23 protein-coding genes are annotated in these 21,169 nt (G+C 67.8%); 6 read left to right on the plus strand and 17 right to left on the minus strand.

Translation table 11 applies throughout. The features are described 5' to 3' along the window. Positions 1–9: 9 nt before the first annotated feature. The 5 genes from lptB to LC490_RS08585 form a co-directional block, all read right to left on the minus strand. A complete protein-coding gene (gene lptB / locus LC490_RS08565; RefSeq protein WP_031370937.1) occupies positions 10–729 on the minus strand; it encodes an LPS export ABC transporter ATP-binding protein in 720 nt (239 codons plus the stop codon). After that, positions 729–1,256, minus strand: coding sequence for a lipopolysaccharide transport periplasmic protein LptA (gene lptA, locus LC490_RS08570; protein ID WP_031370936.1), 528 nt, complete (start codon positions 1,254–1,256; stop codon positions 729–731). The genes lptB and lptA overlap by 1 nt, the downstream gene beginning before the upstream one ends. Further along, a complete protein-coding gene (lptC, locus tag LC490_RS08575) occupies positions 1,237–1,803 on the minus strand; it encodes an LPS export ABC transporter periplasmic protein LptC (protein ID WP_223619898.1) in 567 nt (188 codons plus the stop codon). Before lptC ends, lptA begins: the two co-directional genes overlap by 20 nt. After that, entirely contained in the window at positions 1,800–2,348 is a 549-nt protein-coding gene (locus tag LC490_RS08580) for an HAD hydrolase family protein (RefSeq protein ID WP_031370934.1), read from the minus strand. Before LC490_RS08580 ends, lptC begins: the two co-directional genes overlap by 4 nt. Before the next feature lie 109 nt (positions 2,349–2,457). Then, positions 2,458–3,483 carry a KpsF/GutQ family sugar-phosphate isomerase gene (locus LC490_RS08585; protein WP_051884534.1) on the minus strand — a complete coding sequence of 342 codons (1,026 nt, stop codon included), beginning with the start codon at positions 3,481–3,483 and terminating at the stop codon, positions 2,458–2,460. Positions 3,484–3,728: 245 nt separating this feature from the next. Between LC490_RS08585 and LC490_RS08590 the strand changes: the two genes are divergently transcribed. After that, positions 3,729–3,965: a BolA/IbaG family iron-sulfur metabolism protein gene (locus tag LC490_RS08590; RefSeq protein ID WP_031370932.1), complete on the plus strand. Its 237-nt coding sequence runs from the start codon at positions 3,729–3,731 to the stop codon at positions 3,963–3,965. 144 nt (positions 3,966–4,109) lie between these two features. Continuing rightward, complete coding sequence (gene murA / locus LC490_RS08595; RefSeq protein WP_031370931.1) at positions 4,110–5,363, plus strand: UDP-N-acetylglucosamine 1-carboxyvinyltransferase; 1,254 nt, start codon at positions 4,110–4,112, stop codon at positions 5,361–5,363. A gap of 553 nt (positions 5,364–5,916) precedes the next feature. Here murA and LC490_RS08600 read toward each other — a convergent pair. The 3 genes from LC490_RS08600 to purN all read right to left on the minus strand — a co-directional run bounded on the left by LC490_RS08600 (position 5,917) and on the right by purN (position 8,102). Then, positions 5,917–6,615 carry a DUF3108 domain-containing protein gene (locus LC490_RS08600; protein WP_051884533.1) on the minus strand — a complete coding sequence of 233 codons (699 nt, stop codon included), beginning with the start codon at positions 6,613–6,615 and terminating at the stop codon, positions 5,917–5,919. Then, complete coding sequence (locus tag LC490_RS08605) at positions 6,612–7,331, minus strand: DUF3108 domain-containing protein (protein ID WP_223619899.1); 720 nt, start codon at positions 7,329–7,331, stop codon at positions 6,612–6,614. Before LC490_RS08605 ends, LC490_RS08600 begins: the two co-directional genes overlap by 4 nt. An 87-nt stretch (positions 7,332–7,418) precedes the next feature. After that, on the minus strand, positions 7,419–8,102 hold the full coding sequence (purN, locus tag LC490_RS08610; RefSeq protein WP_223619900.1) for a phosphoribosylglycinamide formyltransferase: 684 nt from the start codon (positions 8,100–8,102) through the stop codon (positions 7,419–7,421). Between the two features lie 417 nt (positions 8,103–8,519). On the opposite strand from purN, the gene LC490_RS08615 reads away from it, so the two are divergent. Continuing rightward, positions 8,520–10,697, plus strand: coding sequence for a tetratricopeptide repeat protein (locus tag LC490_RS08615; RefSeq protein ID WP_223619901.1), 2,178 nt, complete (start codon positions 8,520–8,522; stop codon positions 10,695–10,697). Between the two features lie 352 nt (positions 10,698–11,049). On the opposite strand, the gene LC490_RS08620 is transcribed toward LC490_RS08615, so the two are convergent. From LC490_RS08620 to purM, 7 genes are all read right to left on the minus strand, one after another. After that, the gene (locus LC490_RS08620; RefSeq protein WP_223619902.1) at positions 11,050–11,511 is read right to left on the minus strand and encodes a hypothetical protein; all 462 of its coding nucleotides are present in this window, start codon (positions 11,509–11,511) and stop codon (positions 11,050–11,052) included. 783 nt (positions 11,512–12,294) lie between these two features. Further along, entirely contained in the window at positions 12,295–12,702 is a 408-nt protein-coding gene (locus tag LC490_RS08625) for a DUF4259 domain-containing protein (RefSeq protein WP_223619903.1), read from the minus strand. An 88-nt stretch (positions 12,703–12,790) separates the two neighbouring features. Then, the gene (locus tag LC490_RS08630; RefSeq protein ID WP_223619904.1) at positions 12,791–13,039 is read right to left on the minus strand and encodes a hypothetical protein; all 249 of its coding nucleotides are present in this window, start codon (positions 13,037–13,039) and stop codon (positions 12,791–12,793) included. A gap of 27 nt (positions 13,040–13,066) precedes the next feature. Next, a complete protein-coding gene (locus LC490_RS08635; protein WP_031370923.1) occupies positions 13,067–13,486 on the minus strand; it encodes a hypothetical protein in 420 nt (139 codons plus the stop codon). A 61-nt stretch (positions 13,487–13,547) separates the two neighbouring features. Next, entirely contained in the window at positions 13,548–14,012 is a 465-nt protein-coding gene (locus LC490_RS08640; RefSeq protein WP_223619905.1) for a hypothetical protein, read from the minus strand. 62 nt (positions 14,013–14,074) lie between these two features. After that, the gene (locus LC490_RS08645; protein ID WP_223619974.1) at positions 14,075–14,677 is read right to left on the minus strand and encodes a DUF2238 domain-containing protein; all 603 of its coding nucleotides are present in this window, start codon (positions 14,675–14,677) and stop codon (positions 14,075–14,077) included. Positions 14,678–14,833: 156 nt separating this feature from the next. Beyond that, positions 14,834–15,898: a phosphoribosylformylglycinamidine cyclo-ligase gene (purM, locus tag LC490_RS08650; RefSeq protein WP_223619906.1), complete on the minus strand. Its 1,065-nt coding sequence runs from the start codon at positions 15,896–15,898 to the stop codon at positions 14,834–14,836. Positions 15,899–16,328: 430 nt separating this feature from the next. Here purM and LC490_RS08655 point away from each other — a divergent pair, with 430 nt between their 5' ends. From LC490_RS08655 to hda, 3 genes are read left to right on the plus strand one after another with little or no spacing between them, the layout of a single operon-like run. Then, the gene (locus LC490_RS08655) at positions 16,329–17,405 is read left to right on the plus strand and encodes a DUF2066 domain-containing protein (protein ID WP_343223008.1); all 1,077 of its coding nucleotides are present in this window, start codon (positions 16,329–16,331) and stop codon (positions 17,403–17,405) included. A 3-nt stretch (positions 17,406–17,408) separates the two neighbouring features. Next, entirely contained in the window at positions 17,409–18,602 is a 1,194-nt protein-coding gene (locus LC490_RS08660; protein ID WP_051884527.1) for an AI-2E family transporter, read from the plus strand. Continuing rightward, positions 18,599–19,324: a DnaA regulatory inactivator Hda gene (gene hda, locus LC490_RS08665; RefSeq protein WP_223619907.1), complete on the plus strand. Its 726-nt coding sequence runs from the start codon at positions 18,599–18,601 to the stop codon at positions 19,322–19,324. The genes LC490_RS08660 and hda overlap by 4 nt, the downstream gene beginning before the upstream one ends. 729 nt (positions 19,325–20,053) lie before the next feature. Here the strand turns inward: hda and LC490_RS08670 are convergent. Both LC490_RS08670 and LC490_RS08675 read right to left on the minus strand, forming a co-directional pair. After that, positions 20,054–20,548 (minus strand): O-acetyl-ADP-ribose deacetylase, encoded by a 495-nt coding sequence (locus LC490_RS08670; RefSeq protein ID WP_223619908.1) that lies wholly within the window; start codon positions 20,546–20,548, stop codon positions 20,054–20,056. A gap of 4 nt (positions 20,549–20,552) precedes the next feature. After that, on the minus strand, positions 20,553–21,107 hold the full coding sequence (locus LC490_RS08675) for an RNA 2'-phosphotransferase (RefSeq protein ID WP_031373693.1): 555 nt from the start codon (positions 21,105–21,107) through the stop codon (positions 20,553–20,555). Positions 21,108–21,169: the final 62 nt, after the last annotated feature.

The following is a 21,169-nucleotide window of genomic DNA, read 5'->3' on the forward strand; positions in this document are numbered from 1 at the left end:
ACCGCTAGGTTACAGACGGAACTGCTCACCCAGATAGACACGGCGGACATCGGGATTGGCCAGCAGCGCGTCCGGAGCCCCCTGCGCGAGCACGCCACCGTCGTTCAGGATATACGCCCGGTCGCAAATGCCCAAGGTTTCACGGACGTTATGGTCCGTGATCAACACTCCGATGCCGCGATTCTTGAGATGGCGCACGATTCGCTGGATCTCGCCGACCGAAATGGGGTCGACGCCGGCGAAGGGTTCGTCCAGCAGCATCAGGCGCGGGCGGGCGGCCAGGGCACGGGCGATCTCGACCCGGCGGCGCTCGCCGCCGGACAGGCTGGCGCCGAGCTGCTCGGCGACATGGGTCACCTGCAGTTCGTCCATCAGGCTGGCCAGCTCGCGCTCGATGCCGGCGCGGTCGAGGTCGTCGCGCAGTTCCAGCACCAGGCGCAGGTTGTCGGCGACGCTGAGCTTGCGGAACACCGAGGGTTCCTGAGGCAGGTAGCCGACGCCGTACTTGGCGCGGGCGTACATCGGCTCGGAGGTGATGTCCTTGCCGTCGAGGACGATCTGGCCGGCATCGGCTGGGACCAGGCCGACGATCATGTAGAAGCAGGTGGTCTTGCCGGCGCCGTTGGGGCCGAGCAGGCCCACCACTTCGCCCGCATCGAGGGTCAGGCCGAAGTCGCGCACGACCTCGCGCGAACGGTAGGCCTTGCGCAGGCCTTGTGCGACCAGCATCAGCCGCCTCCCTTGGCCGGCGCGGCGGTCTTGCTCTTGGGCAGCATGCGAATGTTGACGCGGCCGCCGGTGCCACCGCTCTCGACCTGGCCGGTCTTGGAGTTGTAGACGATGCGTTCGCTCTTGATGGTGTCGCCGTTCTTGTCGACGTAGGCGTTGCCGGTCAGGACGATGGTGTCCTTCGGCATGTCGTACTCGATCTTGTTGGCGCGGCCGTTGAACGGAGCGCCGTCGTCGAGTTCCTGCTTCAGCGTCGCCTGCGAGCCGGTCAGGGTGACGAAGCTGATGTCGCCGCCGGCGCGCTTGATGTCGGCCTTGGCGGCATTGATGATCAAGGTGCCTTGGGTGATCTTGACGTTGCCGGTGAGCACGCAAGGGCCCGAATCGGTGCTGACCGAGCAATTGCTGCTGTCGGCGCCGGCATCCATGGGCTGGTTGCGGTCCGAAGAGCGCGCGAGCGCGGCCGCCGGCGCCAGCAGAAGGGCGACCAGGCACAGCGCCGGCCAGTTAGCGGGCTTTCGCTTCATAGCGGACCTTGACGTTGGGGATGGTGACGTTCTTGGTTTCGAGATCGGCCTGCAGTCCCGAGCCCGTCATTATAGTGCCGGGCTGAATCAACCTGACCGGAACGGCCGACGTGGCCTTGTTCGTGTCGGGGAACACGTTCAGTTCCTCGGTCGAGATATTGATCGGCTTGCCGTCGGCATTGGTGCTGTCGGCCTTGACCTGACCGCGCAGGCGTACTTCGTCGCCCTCGGCGCTGACCCAGCCGCGCTGCGAGCGCACTTCCCACGGCCCGCCGCTGCCGCCGGCCTTCGGCGGAATCAGGAACAGCGGGGTGGTGACGTCCAGGGTTTTTTCGTTCGGGTCGCGGGTCAGCTTGGGGGCGCGCAAGGTGAACGATTCCTTGCCCTCCTTGTTGAGCACGACCGCCTCGAACTGGTTGAGCACGTAGTCCGGGCGCGCTTCGGCGCGGCCGTCGCCGCCGTTCTTGTCGCGTTGCGACCACAGCGCCCAGCCGCTCAATGCCGCGGCGGCCATCAGGATCAGGGTCAGCATGCCGCGCCAGCTCATCCGAGCGCACCGGTCAGCACGCGCTCGGCATGGCCTTGCGCGCCGAGCAGCAGATCGCACAGTTCGCGCGCCGCGCCTTCGCCGCCGCGCGCCACGGTGCGCCAGTGCACGCGCTCGCGGACCCAGGGGTGAGCATTGCCCGGGGCGACCGACAGGCCGACGTGGGGCAGGATCTTGAGGTCGGCAAGGTCGTCGCCCATGAAAGCGACCTGGTCCAGCGACAGCCCCAGGCCGGCGGCGATCTGCTGCACGCAGGCGAGCTTGTCGGCGACGTCGCCGTGGGCGGTGGCGCCGAGCTCGGCCGCGCGCTGGGCGGCGATGACGCCGCCGCGGGCGGTGACGAAATGCACGGCGATGCCGAACTTGCCAAGCAGCGACAGACCCTGGCCGTCCTGGACGTGGAAGCTCTTGAGCTCGCGCCCCTCGCTGTCGTAGGTCAGCCGGCCGTCGGTCAGCGTGCCGTCGACGTCGAAGCAGGCCAGCCGGATGCGGGCGGCGCGTTCGCGGATTTCAGCGGGGTAATCGTTGAGGTGGCTGTAGGGCACGGGATCGGGAATCGAGAATGGGGAATAGGGAATCGTCTGCACCGAATGGGGTGGGAATCGCGAGGAACCGCTTTGCGATTCCCTATTCTCGATTCTCCATTCCCGGCCGTTAAACCACTCTCGCACGCAACAAGTCGTGAATATTGAGAGCGCCGACCACGCGGCGTTCAGTGTCCACGACCAGCAGGCCGCTGATCTTGTGGGTTTCCATGAGCTGCGCCGCCTCGACCGCGAGCGCGTCGGCGCCGATGGTCTTGGGCGAGCGCGTCATGACCTCGGCGATGCGGGTCGAACGCAGGTCCACGCCGGCGTCGTCGAGGGTGCGGCGCAAGTCGCCGTCGGTGTACAGACCGATCAGGCAGCCGGCGTCGTCGACGATGGCGGTCATGCCCAGGCGCTTGTGGCTCATCTCGACCAGAGCCTCGCTGATGCTGGCATCGGCGTGAACCCGCGGCACTTCCTCGCCGGCATGCATGATGTCGGTGATGTGCAGCAGCAGGCGCCGGCCGAGCGCGCCGGCCGGGTGCGAGCGGGCGAAGTCGTCGGCGGTGAAGCCGCGCGCCTCGAGCAGAGCGACCGCGAGCGCGTCGCCCATCGCCAGCGAGGCGGTGGTGCTGGAGGTCGGCGCCAGATCGAGCGGGCAGGCCTCGGCCGGCACGCTGACGTCGAGGTGCACGTCGGCTTCGCGCGCCAGGGTGGACTGCGGCCGGCCGGTCATCGCGATCAGGCGGTTGCCCTGGCGCTTGAGCACCGGCAGCAGCATCAGCACTTCGTCGCTTTCGCCCGAGTAGGACAGGGCCAGGACCACGTCGGCGTCGGTGATCATGCCCAGGTCGCCGTGGCCGGCTTCGCCCGGGTGGACGTAGAAAGCCGGGGTGCCGGTCGAGGCCAGGGTCGCGGCGATCTTGCGGGCGATATGGCCGGACTTGCCCATGCCGGTGCAGACGACCCGGCCGCGCGCGGCCAGGACCAGCTTGCAGGCGGCGGTGAAATCGCCGTCGATCCGGGCCGCGACCGCCGCCAGCGCCTGGGCCTCGATCTCGAACACGCGGCGGCCGCTCTGGGCCAGGCCGGCCTGGGCCGCGGGCGATTGCAGGAAGGCGGGATCGAGGGCGGGGCGTGCGGTGCTGGTCATAGAGTGGCCGTTTCGAAGGTCGCCATTTCGGACCGGAGGGCTTTCCGCTAGGCTAATCCGTCAATTCTAAGCGGTTCGTCCGCCCAGCGCCGTCCCGCGCGGCAGATCCTGCCAGGCAAGGATCCGTCTCGGGCGGCGGCCACCCCGCATTCAGCCGGCTTCCGGCGCACGCAGCGCGTCTGCGTCGTCCGCGTTGCCGCTTCATCCCTTGGCCCGCACGGCCGCATCACCCAGAGGCTCGAGTAGTGAACGCCGAAACCATCCGCTCCCTGATCGAACAAGGCCTGCCCGGCGCGCAAGCGCAAGTGAGCGGCGACGACGGCGTCCACTTCGAGGCCACCGTGATCGCCGAGGCGTTCCGCGGCAAGCTGCCGCTGGCGCGCCACCGCCTGGTCTATTCGACCCTGGGCGAGCGCATGGGCGGCGAGATCCACGCCCTGGCGCTGAAGACCCTCACCCCCGAAGAGGCCGGCAATCGCTGAAGCGGCGGCGCGGCGAGCGCTCGCCAGCGGGCCCGCGCCGACCCTGCCACCTGCCCAAGGCGGCACTTCACCGAGACCTCACCCGTCCCCGGCCGTCTGCTCTTACCATTGCTGATTCTTCATTTCCTATACCCGGCTCCCTAAATGCAAAAAATCGTGGTCGAAGGCGGGCAGCCGCTCAATGGCGAAGTCCAGATTTCCGGCGCCAAGAACGCCGTGTTGCCGATCCTGTGCGCGACCTTGCTGGCCGACGCGCCGGTGACGATCCGCAACGTGCCGCAACTGCACGACGTGCTGACCACCGCCAAGCTGCTCGGCGAGCTCGGTGCCGGCGTGCGCAGCGAAGGCGCGACGATCACCGTCGACCCGACCACGGTCAACAGCCATGTCGCGCCGTACGAGCTGGTCAAGACCATGCGCGCCTCGGTGCTGGTGCTCGGCCCGCTGCTGGCCAAGTACGGCGAAGCCGAAGTCTCGCTGCCGGGCGGTTGCGCGATCGGTTCGCGCCCGGTCGACCAGCACATCAAGGGTCTGCAGGCGCTCGGCGCCGAGATCACCGTCGAGAACGGCTACATCAAGGCGCAGCGCAAGGGCCGTCTGAAGGGCGCGCGTTTCGTCTTCGACGTGGTCACCGTCACCGGCACCGAGAACGTGCTGATGGCTGCGGTGCTGGCCGAGGGCACCAGCGTGCTCGAAAACGCCGCGATGGAGCCCGAGATCGTCGACCTGGCCGACTGCCTCAACGCCCTGGGCGCGCGTGTCGAGAACGCCGGTAGCGGCCGGATCGTCGTTCATGGCGTGGAAAAATTGCACGGCGGCAGCCACGACGTGTTGCCCGACCGCATCGAAACCGGCACCTTCCTCGTGGCCGCGGCGATGACCGGCGGCCGCGTCACCGTCACCCACAGCCGTGCCGACACGCTCGACTCGGTGCTCGACAAATTGCGCGATGCCGGCGCCCAGATCGAAGTCGACGGCGACCGCATCACCCTCGACATGGGCGGCCGCCGCGCCCGCGCCATCGACATGGTGACCGCGCCGTACCCGGCGTTCCCGACCGACATGCAGGCGCAATTCATGGCGCTCAACTGCGTCGCCGAAGGCGTGGGCGTGATCAACGAGACGATCTTCGAAAACCGCTTCATGCACGTCAACGAACTGCTGCGCCTGGGCGCCGACATCCGCGTCGACGGCCACACCGCGGTGATCCGCGGCGTGCCCAAGCTCAGCGGAGCGCCGGTGATGGCGACCGACCTGCGCGCGTCCGCGTCGCTGATCCTGGCCGGCCTGGTGGCGCAGGGCGAAACCACGATCGACCGCATCTACCACCTCGACCGCGGCTACGAAAACATCGAAGCCAAGCTGTCCAAGCTGGGCGCGAAGATCCGCCGGGTTTGACGACGAGCGTATTGCACTTGCGATAGCCAGTGCCCTCGAGAGTCGCCCCTTTGAGAAGAGGGGCGGCGCTTCGCATCGTGATGAAGTGGACTCGCATGCATCGGATGCGGAGGCGGCTTTGGGGTTGGCGAATGCATGTCGCCGCAGAACCCAAAGCAAATCCCCCCTAGCCCCCCTTTTTCAAAGGGGGAGTAACCGCGCGCGGGGTTCGGCGGTTCTTCGCTGCGACGAAGCGCCCTGAAGCGCCTGTGCTCCCGAAACTCTCTCGATGCAGCCACGATAGTTCGCCCCCTTTGCACAAGGGGGCTGCGCCTTGCGTCGCACGAAGTCGATTCGTCAGTGACTGGCGCGGGGGATTCGCTCTTCGTTCGGCGAAAATGCCGTCGCAAAGCAGGGCAAATCCTCAGGCCGCTCGGCAAAGGCGGAATCCCTCTGCTGCAGGAATGCCGAGGGTCTCGATGTCATCCCGCCCGAATCGCCACGACAACGAAAAAGCCCCGCCGAAGCGGGGCTTTTTCGTGCCGGCGCGGCGCCAGCGCTGCCGCGCGGCGCCTCAGCGCACCGACTGCACGCGCAGGTCGATCGCGTCGGCGCCCTTGTCGCGCTGCAGGATGCGCGCGGGCACCGGCATGCCGGGGACGACCCAGGCGATGGTTTCCTTGTCGCCGTTCTTGCTGACCAGCTTGGTCGCCTGCTGCGATTTGCCGCCGACGGTGATCGCTTCCTTGCCTTCGACGGTGTAGGTCAGTTGCTTGACGCGGCCGTCTTCGACCATGCGGTAGCTCATCGGCTTGCCGGCGGGCGCATCGCGCACCAACGCCAGGTTGATCAACAACGCGTCCAGATCGCCGGTCTCCAGCTTGATCGGGCCGGCGCGGTCGGGCTTGACGTCGCCGGTCCAGGTGGCGACGCCGCGCGCCCAGTCGTAGGTCGCGTTCTTGTTCTTGTTCTTGGTCAGCACCTTGCTGCTGTCGCTGCCGCTGATCGGGCGCAACTGGCCGGCCTTTTCCTCGAACACGGTCGACTGCTGCAGGTTGGCCAGCGGGCTGGTCACCGCCAGGCTGTACTTCCAGCGGTTCGCACCGGCGGCGGCGACGGTCATGCGGCCGTTGCCCTGCATGCCCATGTAGCTGGCCGAATAGTCGGCGCTGAACGGCTTGACCGCGAACGCCGGAGCGCTGGCGAGGGTCAGCGCGGCCGCGAGTAAAGCAAAACGAATCTTGGGGATTCGACTATTCGTTTGGGTCGTCATTGTTCGTTGACTCCTTTGTATTCGACCAGACGCAGATCGTAGGTGTCCTGGCCATTTTCGCGTTGCAGGATGCGCACCGGGGTGGGAACGCCGTCGACCACCCAGATCGAGGTTTCCTCGTTGCCGCTCTGCACGCGGTTGACGCGCATCGCGTTGAAGCTCATGTCGTCGACCTTGACGCCTTCCAGCTCCTGGGCCACCAGGTATTGATGGGGGCGGGCACGGCCGGAATCCACGAAGCGGTAATTCAGGGTCTTGCCGGGTTGGGCGTCTCGGACCACGGCGAGATTGATCAGCAGGCCGCTCATGTCGCCGTCGGCCAGCGGAATCGGCTTGCGGCGGTGTTCTTTGACGTCGCCGCTCCACTGCGCGCTGCGCTTGTTCCAGTCGTAGACGCCGGTGATCGTGCGCTTGGAGAACAGCACCTTGCGCACCATGGTCTGGCTGAGCGGGCGGTAGCCTTCGCCGGCGGTTTCGAACAAAGTGCTTTGCTGGGCGGCGGCGCCGGCCAGGCCCATCATGCCGCGTTCGGCATGGATGTTCAGGTCGATGCGCCAGTGGCCGCCCTCGGGCTTGACCTGCATGGTCGCGTCGCCGAGCGCCTTGCCGCTGTTGAAGACCTGGTAATTGGCCACGAACGGTTCCAGCGCGAAGGCGCTGCCGGGGAGGGCCGTGCCGATCAGCACGGCCAAGAGCAGGGGCAGGTGGGACTTCATGGGCGACGCGAAGATCCTGGAAGGGCTCGAGTGCAGCGCGTGGACGGCGTGTGCGAAACGCCTTCGACCCGTACCCGGGCGCGGAGTTCAGGCCGCGAGGCCGGTGGCCGGGTGGGTCAGATCGCCGGCGAAATCTAAACGCAGCGGCGTAAATAGCGGATGACCGTCGAGGGTGACGGTTGCGCCGTGTTCAGCCAGGCGGCCACTGACGGCCAGTCTCATTACCGCGAGCAACAACGGGTGTTCGACCCCGAGCACGCGCTGCGCCAGGGCTTCCGGCGTGTCGCCGGCTTCGATCGCGACGACCGCCTGGGCGATGACCGCGCCGGCGTCGAGTTCGGGAATGACGAAGTGCACGCTCGCGCCGTGTTCGCGCTCGCCCTCGGCGAGGGCGCGTGCATGGGTATGCAGGCCGCGGAACTTCGGCAACAGCGAGGGGTGGATATTGATCGTGCGGCCGCGGAAACGCTCGACGAAGGCCGTGCCGAGGATGCGCAGATAACCCGCGCACAGGATCCAGTCGGGCCGGCAGGCGGCGACGGCGTCGGCGAGATCGGCGTCGAAGGCCTCGCGGCTCGGGTAAGCCTTGGCCGGGGCCGACCAGCGCAAACCCTCGGGCACGCGCTCCAGCGCGGCCGCGCCAGGCTTGTCGGAGAACACCCCGACCACTTCGGCGGCGAGCCGGCCGGCGGCGATGGCGTCGAGCACGGCCTGCAGATTGCTGCCGCGGCCCGATGCGAGGACGGCGATCCGGGGAAGCGGCTGGGACATTACAGGCCATCGGGTCGAGACAGGCCGGCATTTTAAGCGATTCGCCGGGTGCGCGATGTGGCGGTTGGCGGGGGCGGGCGCTGCGGAATGTGCCAACGCCTGGCAGGGGCGCGGCGACCGGCGGCGGCGCGGTCGCGCCTCGTGACCGAAAGAAATCCCGTAGGCCGCCGCTCCTGCTCTGGAAGCGGCCACTCCCGCTCCCCCGCGCTTGAAGCGAGGGGAGGACCGCAAGACCGAGAGGGCCTGGACAGGGGTGAACGAGCACTGCTGCGAAAGTGCGAGTGTCGATGAAGTCCACGATCACTGTGACCGAATGCGCTAAATGAGCGCGATCGATGGGGACTTTCTCCAACGCCATCGCTTCCGCTTCAGCGCCGGATCGGCAAAGCTGCCGATAGCGGCAGCCGGGAGCGGGGCGTGGGCAAGGACAGTTCGAGGTGTTGGGCTTTTGCGGTACTGACCAGTTTCCTGTTGAACATGCCGGCGGCGGCAGCGCAGGCCAATGCGAACGCGGCGTGTCGACCGCTGCAGCCGAGCGTGGCGCTGCCCGACGCGGACGAGTGCTCGCGGCGCTATGGCCTGACGCCCGGCGGCGATCGCGCGCATGCGCTCGCAGCACTGTACGAGGCCGGCGACCAGCGTTCGCGCGGCGGCGATTTTTCCGCGGCGGCCGGTGCGCTCGATTGCGCGCAGGCCGTGGCCGGCGCCGACGCCGGTTGGCAGGTCGACTACGAACTCGTGCGCCGTCGCGGCGTGCTCGATTACCGCCAGGACTGTACGGTCGAAGCCCTGGGCAAATTCCATCAGGCCTTGCAGATCGCCAAGCGCCAGCAAGACCGCCCGGCGCAATCCAAGAGCTGGAACAACATCGGCGCCTCGCTGCGACGGCTCGGCGACTATCGCGGCGCCTTGCAGGCATTCCTGTCGAGTCTGGAAATTCAGCGCGGCGCCCGCGAGCCGGCCTTGGGCCCGGTGCTCAACAACATCGCCGATATCTATCGCGACCTCGGCGCGACCGATAATGCCGCGCGGCACTACGATCAGGCATTGGCCGAGTTCCGCCGCGTCGGCAATCCGATCGAAGCCGCTCACGTGCTGCAGAGCATGGGCGTGCTGGCCCTGGATTCGGGCGATACGCAACGCGCCGAAGGTCTGCTGGAACAAGCCTTGGCCGCGTTCGTCAAAGCCGGCGAACGCACCTACCAACTGCGTGTGCATGCCGAACTCGGCCGCGCCGCGATCCTGCGCGGCGATCTGGCCAAGGCGCGCGATTGGACCGATCGCGGTCTCGCCCTCGCCGCCGAAGATGGTGTGCGGCCGCCCGCGCCGCTGCAATTGCAGGCCGCACGCGCCGCGCGTTTGTCCGGGCAGGCGCGTGCGGCGCAACTGCGCCTGAGCGATGCCTTGTCGAGCCTGCCGGCGCAGGACAGCGACCGGCCGGCGCTGTTGGCCGAATTGGCCGATGCTTACGAAGCCTTGGGCGAATGGCCGCGCGCGCTGACGACCTTGCGCGAGTCCGAGGTCGCCGCGCGCACTTTGCGCGAGGCGCGCTACGACCGCGAGATGAAGTGGATGCAGATCCGCTTCGAAACCGCCGAACGCGACCGCACCATCGCCGCGCTCGCCGCCGAGAACGAAGTGCGCGCACTCAGCCTGCGGCAACGCACGCTGGCCTTGTGGCTGACCGCGGTGTCGGCAGTGGCGGCCTTGCTCGGCCTGATCGTGTTCTTCCTGCGCCGGCAACAGCGCGCCCGGCTCGCCGAAGCGGCTCGGCAGGCACGCCTGGCCGAGGAAGTGGAGTACTACCGTCGCGCCGCGGCCGAGCTCGGCGTCGACCGCACGCGTTTGCAGGCCGCGCTCGACAGCCGCGACGATGCGGTGCTGGTCCTCGACGCCGGCGGCCAGGTGCTCGCCGCCAACCGCAGTGCCGGGCAATTGCTCGGACAGGCCGGCGACAGTCTGCCCGGACGTGCCTTCGGCGAATTGCTCGGCGAGTCGGATGCGTCGCGCTTCGCCCAGGCGATGGAGCGGCTCGATGAGTCCTCGGCCTCGCAGCGCCTCGACTTCGGCCTCAGCGGCGGCGCCTTGCGCGCGCAGCTCAGCGAAACCGGGCAGGGCGAGGGTTTGATCGTGCTCGGACTGGACGCGCTCGGTGTCGGACAGGTTGAGCGCGTCGGCCTGGAGCCGGTCGGTATCGACACCGGCGCGGTCGAAGCGCTGGCCGACGTCGAAGCCGCCTCGGCCCTGGACGCTACCGCCAACGAGGCCATGCGCTCGTCGTTCCGCCGCGCCCTGGTCGAGTTGATGCTGGCGGTGGTCGAAGCCTGGGAACGCAGCACCGGTCACGGCCGGCTGGAACTGGCCGAGAAAAGCCGGATCTGGCGCGTCACCGTCGACGACGGCCGGCTGCGGGCGCGGGCGATGGAGCGTTACCTGAGCCTGTCCAAGCTGCCGCGCCAGCCGCGCTGGCGCGACGTGCTGCGTTCGGGCTATTACGTGCTGGCCGAGTGTCCGCTGGAAGAGTCGGTGCGCAGCGAACTGCAGAAGCACGTCGATACCGTGCTGACGTATACGCGACGCCACGCGCTGGTGTGAGCGACTGCCTGCAGGTTGGGTTCTGCCTGCCTGGCATCGCTAGCCCGCGACAATTCAATCCGTCTTCGCAGCGAAAGCGGGGGTGAAGGGATCCGCTTGCGAGCCACCGGCTCGCGCATCCGTGAACGCCAGGGCGCTGTGCGCCCTGGCCGGGCCGCAGACTTCAGTTCGCGTGGAGTCCCGGTTCGCACGACTGCGCCATCCGTCATCCCCGCGAAGGCGGGGATCCAGGGCTTTATCGGGGCATCCCTCTGAAGTCTCTGGATTCCCGCCTTCGCGGGAATGACGGCGGGTGGGTTTCGCCGCTTACGACCGATGGGTTTCGCCGTTTACAGAGGGGCGGCTTCGCTGCTTACGGCCGCAGCGCGTTAGCCGCCTTCGTCAGCTTGATCGGCGTGCCACTGAGCACCTGGCAACGCACGCACAGGCCCTGCAGGTTCGGCGTGTTCGGGCCGAAGCTGTAAGCGGAGTGGTGCAGCAAGGTGTCGTTGTAGGTGGCCGGGGAGGTTACCTGGGCGATGCTGCCCGGTGCGATCTGCTCGCAGTACTGGAAGGCACGGCGGGTCGCGACCGCCCAATGGTCGTCGACGATGCCGCAACTGCTCGGCGTACACATGCCGCCCGGCGGCAGCCGGATGCCGCCGCCGAGTTCGCGCTGTTGGAATTCCAGCAGGTCTTGCGAGCTGAAATTGAACGAGCCGACCACGGTCATGCGTGCGCCTTCCTGTGCGCAGGCGCCGTCGGTGTCGTGGGCGATGGCGCTGGTGCTGAGCAACGCGGCCGCGAGAATGATTCCCTTGAGTGTCGTACGCATGTCCGCCCCCTGTAGGCGAAGCTCGATGGAGGCCCAGCCTACGAAGCGCGCCGAAGCCGAGTCCAAGCAATTCGGGGACCAAAGCGGGAACGAATCGGCGCGAACTTGTCGGACGACACGATTGCACTGTGACCTCATTGGCGATCTGCATGTTCGGCATCGCCCCCGATCGCGAAACGTTCCCGCCGCGTCCCGATTCGGTCCCTGAACGTTCCTCGCAAATCGACGCGCGCCGACAGTAAATAGAGACGTCGCCGGCGCGGTGTCGGCCTGGTCAACGCCGGGCTCGTCCACTGGAAGGACGCACCGCGATCGCGTCGACAGGGCGCGTCGGCATGCGCATCGGGTACCGCTCAGTCCCCGTTCGCATGCCGACGCGGCCGATCCATCGGTCGGCGTACGGCCGAGACGGACAGCGACAGCCGAATAGGTTCGACGATGAACTTCGCGGCCCGCCGTGATCGCGCGTGCACGTCCCGCGACTCCAGGCGAGTCTCACGGGCGGGAACGCAGGCAGCGATCCGGTCGGGCCGGTGATGAGGCATAAGGACATGCCGCCCGCCCCGCGTCGGCCATGGACGGTCCGGCGCGGTCGCTGGCGCTGCGCGCAACGCGCGGCGCAGGCGGGAGCGATCGGTCCGACGGGGGAGCCAACGGGCTGGACGCAGCGGGCTATGGCGGGTCAGGCCGCCATAGCCCGCGTTTGGATCGGTGCGTGGCTCGACGGGCGAGGGCGGGGTTGGAAGGCGGAGGCCGGTGAGAGCCGCCACCGACGGCGATGCCTCAGTGCGACAGCCGCGAACGCAATTGGACGACGTCCGCCTGCCAGGCGGCGTAATCGTCGGTCTCTTCCCATAGCTCGCGCAGCTCCGACTCCGGGCCCAGTACGCGGTCGATGGCGCGCAGCGCATCGGCGATGAGCGCGGCATCCGGCGAAGGCTTGCGGTGCGCGATCCAGTGGGTCAGCGTTTCCTGCTTGCGCGCGGTGGCCGAGGGGCGGCCGATCGCGGCGGCGATCAGTTCGCAGGCGGCCAACGCGGTCGAGGCTTCCGGTGCTTCCAGATAATCGTCCGCCTCGAGCGCGGCCGCGATGGTCTCGCGCACCAAGGCCAGGCTTTGGTGGTCCGACAGATCGGCCAGCCAGTCCGCCGCATCGTCGTTGTCGAACGTGCTAATGCCCCAAGCGCCCATCGATTCGCTCCTGCTGATGAAATTCGCGAGCCGCCGGGGCGGGTCGATGTGTTGCATGGTGTTGCGTGCTGCCGACGATGCGCCCGGCTTATTGCTGGTCCGGGGCCCTGGCGATCAACGACAACTCGTCGTGCTTGAAGCCGTTCGGATAGTGCACCAGCCCGCCGAAGTCGGTTTCGACGAGCACGCCGCGTTCCAGGTAGGCCCACTCGGCTTGCGGGAACCGCGCCGAGTACTCGCCTCGGTCGATCAGGGCCACGATCCTGCCGCGATTGAGTTCATAGGACAGGACCTGGTCGCCGATCCTGACTTCGAGTCCGTCGCTGTATCGCACCATGGCGGCTCCCATGTCGAAACCTTCCGATCAGCGTTCGCCGAACAGCGCCTTCACCGAAGGCCGGCTCAACACGATCAGGGTGAACACGCCCAACGCGGTGCCCAGCGGAACCGACAGGCAGGAAATGCAGGCGACGACCATGCACAGCGTGCGGCTGCGGCGCTGGCCGAGGCGGCGCGCGGCGATGAAGGTCAGGCTGCCGCCGATGATGGCCACCAGGAACAACGCCACCGCGAAGCCGATCAGGACATAGCCGCCGACCTCGTCGCCGGGTTGGCTTTGGATGCCGCCGTTGAGGATCGCCGCCCCCATGAAGACGTACAGGAAGGCCACCAGCAGCGGCAGCAGATACAGGGCGGCGAACACGTAGTGCAGGATGCTCAGCGTCTTGAGCTGCGAGGCGTCCTGCGGGTTTTCGACCGCCGATGCGGCTGGGACCTGGTTCATGGATGGATTTCCTGGGTGGGAGGTTGCGGCCGCATTCCGGGCTTGCGGCGACGGGGGCGAATCAATCGCGCGCGGCGAACTGCGCCTGCACCGACGGACGCGCCAATACGATGAAGGTGAACACACCGAGCAAGGTGCCGAGCGGCACCGACAAACAGCTCAGGCCGGCGACGATCTGGCAGAAGCGGGGGCTGCGGCGTTCGCGCAAACGCCGCGCCGTCATGAACTGCAACCCGGCGCAGGCCAGGCTGAAAACGAAGCTGGCCAGGATGAGGCCGAACGCGATGCCGCTCGCCATCGTCGAGTCGCCCGACGAGGTCTCCGAAGTCGCTGGGCCAGCCGGCGCCAGGGCCACGATGATGGCGAAGACGCCGACGAACGACAGCAGCATGAAGGCGTTGAGCCCGGCCAGGACGTAATACAAGATGCTGAGCGTACGCAGTTGCGAGGCATCCGCCGCATCGGTCGCGGCGGCGGAGCTGTCGGCGCTGGTTGCCGGATCGAACCTGGACTCGAATTCGGACATGGCTTCTCTTGGTCTTGGTCGGATCCCGATCGAATAGCGCGATCGCCGGCCGGCCGGCGGCTTCAGCGCCGCGCGCGCGGCCAGGCGGCGAGCGCGCCCAGTGTCGCAAGAAACATGTCGGTGTGGGCGTCCCAGACGTCGCCTTGCTGGCCGTTGTAGGACTCGGCGGCTTCCGGCGACATGGTCAGGGCGATCGCCCATTCGATCCACTCGTAGATCAGGCTGGTGCACATGATCGCGGCGATCGCGAGCACGAAGGCCTGGCGCGGCGACAGCGCCGGCCAGCGCTGGCGCAGGTACTCGCGCACGGCCGGGGCGAAGCAGACGCCGTAGAGGAAATGGATCAGCCGGTCGAAATGATTGCGCTCGAAGCCGAGCGCGCGATCCAGCGACCAGCCGCTGGTCAGCGACTGAATCCACTGGTCGTAGGGCACGTAGGAATACAGCCAGCGCGCGGCGATGCAGTGCGCCACCATGAAGCCGCAGATGGCGAGGAAGTGGCCGTCGCGCAGCGGCCAGCGGCGGTCGTGGCGCCACAGCCACAGCAGGCCGACCACGGTCAGCACGCTGTGCATGCCCTGCTCGAACGGGCTGCTCGGGTCGATCCAGGACAGCGCGAACACCGCCAGCACGACGGCCAGGGCGAATTTCTTGGCGACGCTCATGCGTCCTGCCGGCGTTGCGGTCATCGGGGTCGGGTTCTGCGAAGTGAGATGCATCGCACGCTACCCGAGCGCCGCAGAGAAAGAAACCGCAACGCAGTGCGCAAAAAAAACGGCGGGCCGCGGCCCGCCGTTCGATTTTTCGCGATCGTGCGCGGCTCAGCCGATGTGCACGCGCTCGCCTTCGGAATGAGCGACCACCTCGCCGATGCGCCAGTGCGCCAGGCCCAGGCGTGCCAGGTCGGCTTCGGTCGCGGCGACCGCCTCGTCCGGCACCACCAGCACGAAGCCGATGCCGCAGTTGAAGGTGCGCCACATTTCCTCGCGCGGCACCGCGCCTTCGCGCTGCAGCCAGTCGAACACCGGCGGCAGGGTCCAGGTGGCGGTGCGGATGTCCAGGCCGAGGCCGTCGGGAATCACGCGGATGATGTTTTCGGTCAGGCCGCCGCCGGTGATGTGGGCCATGGCGTGGATGCGGTGTTCGCCGCCGTTGGCGCGCAGCAGTTCCAGCACCGGCTTGACGTACAGCGCGGTCGGTTCCATCAGCGCGTCGATCAGGCGCACGCCGCCGACGGCGACGTCGCCCGGACGGCCGGCGCGATCGAAGATGCGGCGGATCAGCGAGTAACCGTTGGAGTGCGGGCCGCTCGAGGCGATGCCGATCAGCACGTCGCCGCGGCGCACGCGCGCGCCGTCGAGCAACTGCGACTTCTCGACCGCGCCGACGGTGAAACCGGCCAGGTCGTATTCGCCCGGCGGGTACATGTCGGGCATTTCCGCGGTCTCGCCGCCGATCAGGGCGCAGCCGGCGAGCTCGCAGCCCTTGGCGATGCCGCCGACCACGGCCACGGTGGTGTCGACATCGAGCTTGCCGGTGGCGAAGTAGTCGAGGAAGAACAGCGGCTCGGCGCCCTGCACCAGCACGTCGTTGACGCACATGCCGACCAGGTCGATGCCGATGGTGTCGTGGCGGTTGAGCTGCTGGGCGAGCTTGAGCTTGGTGCCGACGCCGTCCGTGCCCGAGACCAGAACCGGCTCGCGGTACTTGCCGGACAGATCGAACAGGGCGCCGAAGCCGCCCAGGCCGCCCATCACCTCGGGACGGAAGCTGCGCTTGACCAAGGGCTTGATGCGTTCGACGACCTGGTTGCCGGCGTCGATGTCGACGCCCGCGTCGCGGTAGGTCAGCGGCTTGGGGGAGGTGTCGGAAGGAGATGCGGTCACGGCGGCCCCGGCGGTCGCGGAAGGAAACGTGGGATTTTAGCAGCCATGGGGCGTCCGAACCGGTTTGCCCTGCAGCCGGGCCGCGCAGAGCCTCCGCCGAGGCTGCGCTAGGCCTCCGCCGAGGCTAGGCAGGGCCTCCGCCGAGGCTAGGCATGGCCTCCACCAAGGTTCCGGCGGGCGTTGCCTGAACCGGTCCGTTCAGGCGCGCGAATGGACGTGCCGGCGCCACTACGGCAACATTTCGGACCTTGAGCACCGTTGGCGGAGCGCACCCGCGACCGCCGGACCGAAGCAGGAGGCGAGGGTGGGCGAGGGCACGGCCTTCGCCCGCGGTGGTGGGTCCAGCGCTACGATGCCGGGCCCGCAGCCCGGCTCGCGACTGGAACGGCGGGCGGGACGCCGGTTTTTCTACATACAGTTAAGGATGGCGATGGTTCGGGCAATCCGGAGTTTTGTGGTCGCAGCGCTGATGCTGGCGAGCTTTGCCGCCGCCGCGCAGCGCGTCGAGGGCGACCGCGCCGAGGCGGCGGGTCCGTTCTCGGCCGAGGTCCAGGTCAACGGCCAGGGCGAAGCCGAGCGCAACGGCGCCATGGCGCGTGCCCTGGCCCAGGTGCTGGGCAAGATGTCCGGCGACCGCGCCGCGGCCAGCCGGCCGGGCGTCGGCCAGGAACTGCGCCGGGCCAAGGACTACGTCACCGGCTACGACTACCGTCAGGACGAGGGCGTGTCGCGCTCGACCGGCGCGCCGACCTTCCAGACCACCCTGGTGGTCAATTTCGATCAGACCAAGGTCGAGACCCTGGCCTCGACCCTCGGCCTGCCGATCTGGCCGCAGCCGCGTCCCAAGCCGGTGCTGTGGATGGCGATCGACGACGGTAGCGGCCCGCGCCTGGTCGGTCTGCCGCAGGTCAACGCCGCGCGTTCGGCGCTGAACCGCGCCATCGACCGCGGCTACCGCCTCGGCCTGCCGAGCGGCAACGCCGCCGAACAAGCCAGCGTCGGCGCCATCTGGCGCGGCGACGCCGCGGCGGTGGCCCGCGCCTCGTCGCGCTACAGCCCGCCGATGCAGCTGATCGGCAAGGTCTACCGGGTCAAGACCGGCGGCTGGAAGGGCGATTGGACCTTCGTCGACGGCGGCAAGGTGCTCAACAGCTGGTCCAACACCGATCCCGACGCACGCAAGGTCATGGCCGGCGGCGCCGACGGCGCGGCCGACGCGCTGATGAAGCGCTACGCCAAGCGCAGCGCGGCCGGTCCGGCCGGCGTCTACCGGGTGGTGTTCACCAACCTGCACAGCGCCGACGACTACATCCGCCTGTCCGGCTACCTGCAGGGTCTGGCGGTGATCCGCAAGATGACCCCGGTGCGCGCTACGCCCGACAGCGTCGAGTTCGATCTCGACCTGATCTCCGGCCTGTCCGGCCTGAAGCGCATGGCCGACAGCGGCGATACCCTCGAAGCGCTGGAAGGCCTTGAAGGTCAGCCGCCCGTGTACCGGCTGCACTGACGCATGGACCGCGCCCCGTTGGAAGACATCGCCCTGTTCCTGCGCCGCCTGCAATGGACGGCGCTCGGCGTCGGCGCCTGTTGGCTGCTGTGGGTGCTCGCGCCAGTGCTGACGCCGTTCGTGATCGCCGCCATGCTGGGCTGGCTCGGCGACCCCTGGGTCGACCGGCTCGAACGCACCGGCCGCTCGCGCAACGTCGCCGTGTCGCTGGTGTTCGGGTTGATGGCTCTGCTGGTGATCCTGGTGCTGGTGCTGCTGGTGCCGCTGATCGAACGCCAGATCTCGACCCTGATCGTGTCGCTGCCGCGCTATCGCGAATGGTTCACCGCCACCGCGATTCCGTGGCTGGAGCAGCGCAGCGGTTTCGAGATCAGCAACTGGCTCGACCTCAACCATCTGATCGAGCTGGTGCGCAGCAACTGGGAGCGCGCCGGCGGCGTCGCCACCACCCTGCTGGGCTATCTGTCGCGTTCGGGCTTCGCGATCATGGGCCTGATCGCCAACATCGCCCTGCTGCCGGTGCTGACCTTTTTCTTCCTGCGCGACTGGGACGTGCTGGTCGAGCGCGTCGCCTCGTTGATCCCGCGCGCCCACCTTGCCACGGCGAGCCGCCTGGCCAGGGAGTCCAGCGACGTGCTCGGCGCCTTTCTGCGCGGCCAGTTCCTGGTGATGCTGGCGCTCGGCGTGATGTACGGCCTGGGCCTGTGGGCGGTCGGCCTGGACCTGGGCATCCTGATCGGCATCATCGCCGGCCTGCTGACCTTCGTGCCCTACCTCGGTCCGGCCAGCGGCATCATCCTCGGCGTGATCGCCGCGCTGGTGCAGTACGGCGACTGGAAATACGTGGCCGGCGTGCTGGCGGTATTCGGTGTCGGCCAGGTCGTCGAAAGCTATTGGCTGACCCCCAAGCTGGTCGGCGACCGCATCGGCCTGCATCCGGTCGCGGTGATCTTCGCCGTGCTCGCCGGCGGCACCCTGTTCGGTTTCCTCGGCATGCTGCTGGCCCTGCCGGTCGCCGCCGTCGCCAACGTGCTGCTGCGTTACGCGCAAGAGCGCTACACCCACAGCCGCCTGTATGCAGGCGACCACCCGACCATCCTGCTCGACCCGGCGACCGTGCCTGTGGTGCCGAAGGCCGAGCCCACGGCGAAGGACAACGCGGAGCAGGCCGACCGCGCGGAGCGCGAAACGCAGTGAGCGTCCCGCAGTTGCCGCTGGCCCTGCGCTATCCGCCGGACCAGCGTTTGGATACCTATGTCGACGCGCCCGAAGGCGCGATCGCGCAATTGCGCGCCCTGGCCACCCAGACCCAGGAGACCGCCGGCTACGTCGACCCGACCGGCGCCGATTGGGTGTATCTGGCCGGCCCGGCCGGGGTGGGCAAGACCCACCTGCTGCTGGGCGCCTGCGCCGCCGCCGAATCGGCCGGCCGTCGCGCCGCCTATCTGCCCTTGATGGCGGCCGCCGGGCGTCTGCGCGATGCCTTGTACGCACTCGAAGGCAACGACCTGCTGGCGCTCGACGGCATCGAAGCGATCGCCGGCAACCGCGACGACGAAATCGCCCTGTTCGACACCCACAACCGCGCGCGCGCCGCCGGCGCGTCGTTGATCTATGCCGCGCGCGACAACCCCGACGAACTTCCGTTGAGCCTGCCCGACCTGCGCTCGCGCCTGTCGCAGTGCACCCGCATCGTGCTGACCCCGCTCGACGACACCGGCCGCGGCGAAGTGCTGCGCCAACGCGCCCAGCGCCGCGGCCTGGCCTTGGACGAAGCGGCGCTGGATTGGTTGCTCAAGCGCGTCGACCGCGACCTCGGCGGTTTGACCGCCTTGCTCGACAAATTGGATCGCGCCTCGCTCGCGGCGCAGCGGCGGATCACGGTGCCGTTCTTGCGGCAGACCTTGGGGACGGAGTAGGCGCTGCCTAGGGTTGGGTTTGGTTGGCGAGGATTCTCGGCTCGACCCTGACACCCACTGTCGGTTGCGGTTGCGTTTGAATCACATGCGAAGTTGCATCGCGACTGAGCGAGCGCGTGTGCGAGCTTTTGCCTTGCCTTGCCTTGCCTTGCCTTGCCGTTGCCGTTGCTGTGCGCGGCTTGGCACTAGCGAAGGCAATCGAAGACCCGGAGGGCGGCCCGCAAGGATGCGGGCCGTTTTTCATCGGGACAGGGATGTCCCGTATGAAAAATCCCCGCGTATGCATCGCTCGTGCCGGCCTGTGATTCAAAGCAAAAGCACTTTTCTTTGGTGACTTTCTTTTGTTGCTTTAGACAAAAGAAAGTTACCCGCCGCTTTAGTGGCGGAAGCTTTAGGCGTTTGATCCTGATCTTGTTTCTGAAGAAGCCACAAGCAAGTACAAAGCTTCCGTCCGCTACGCGGCCGGGTTACTTTCTTTTGCTAAGCCCAAAAGAAAGGTAACCAAAGAAAAGGGCTCTCCTTGCAAGGGCACAGGCCACGAGTGCGATGCTGTCGCCGGGATTTTTCGATAGGACATCCTTGTCCTATCGAAAAACGGCGCACGTCCTGTGCGCCGCCCTCCGGGTCTACTGTTGACCGGCAAAGCAGCAAAGCGACAAAGCGACAAAGCAGATCAAAATCTCGGCAACGGCAACGGCAACGGCAACGGCAACGGCACGCGCCGACGGCTCAACCCAACAACGCCTCGTACAACCCCCGATCCGCTGCGGAGAAACAACAAAACACCACTTCGCCGAGCGTCGCATCGGCATGCGCCCGCACCGTCTCGACCGCGATCCTGGCAGCCGCATCGGCGGGGTAACCGAAGATGCCGGTGCTGATGCAGGGGAAGGCGATGCTCGCTAGCCCATGCCGCGCCGCCACCGCCAGCGCATTGCGATAACACGCGGCCAACAGCTCGGGCTCGCCGTGCTCGCCGCCGCGCCAGACCGGGCCGACGGTGTGGATGATGTGGCGCGCCGGCAATCGATAACCGCGGGTGAGCTTGGCTTCGCCGGTCTTGCAGCCGCCCAGCAGGCGGCACTCGGCCACCAGCTCCGGGCCGGCCGCGCGGTGGATCGCGCCATCGACGCCGCCACCACCGAGCAAGGAAGAATTGGCGGCGTTGACGATCGCGTCGAGGCTCAGGGTGGTGATGTCGCCCTGGATCGCGCGCAGTAGCATCGGCTCAACCTTCCGACGGCCAGTCGATGAATTCCGGCGCCACCGCGTCGGTCAGCCAGACGCCGTTTTCGGATTGAAAGAAACTCAGGCCGCGCGCGTGCATGTCGCCGGCGCGGACCGACAACACCAGGGCCTTGCCGTGACGGCTGCCGACCTTGATCGCGGTCTCGGCGTCGGAGGAAAGATGCACGTGCTGGCGGCTCTGCTTGACCAGGCCCAGGTTGCGGATCGACTTGGCGAAGCGGGTCGCGGTGCCGTGGTAGAGCGTGGCCGGCGGTTCCAGCGCGGTCAGCGCCAGGTCGACCTCGATCGAGTGGCCCTGGTTGGCGCGGATGCGGGCGCCGTCGGCGCTGATCGCGAAGCGCTGCTTGTCGTTGTCGCGCACGACTTGCTCGATCAGCGCGCGCGTGACCGGCTTGCCGCCGGCATTGGCCAGGCGGACCAGTTCGTCGAGGTCGGCCCAGCCGTTGTCGTCGAGGCTCAGGCCGATCGCTTCGGGTTCGTGGCGCAGCACCAGGCTGAGGAACTTGCTGGTCTTGGTGAGGTTTACGGCGGTCATGGGATTCCAGTTCGCAGGGGTGAGTGGCTGCGGTGGTTCAGGCCGCGCGATATCGATTCGTG

This window comes from Lysobacter sp. ESA13C (genome assembly GCF_019970005.1).
In the GTDB taxonomy this organism is placed as follows: domain Bacteria; phylum Pseudomonadota; class Gammaproteobacteria; order Xanthomonadales; family Xanthomonadaceae; genus Lysobacter; species Lysobacter antibioticus_B.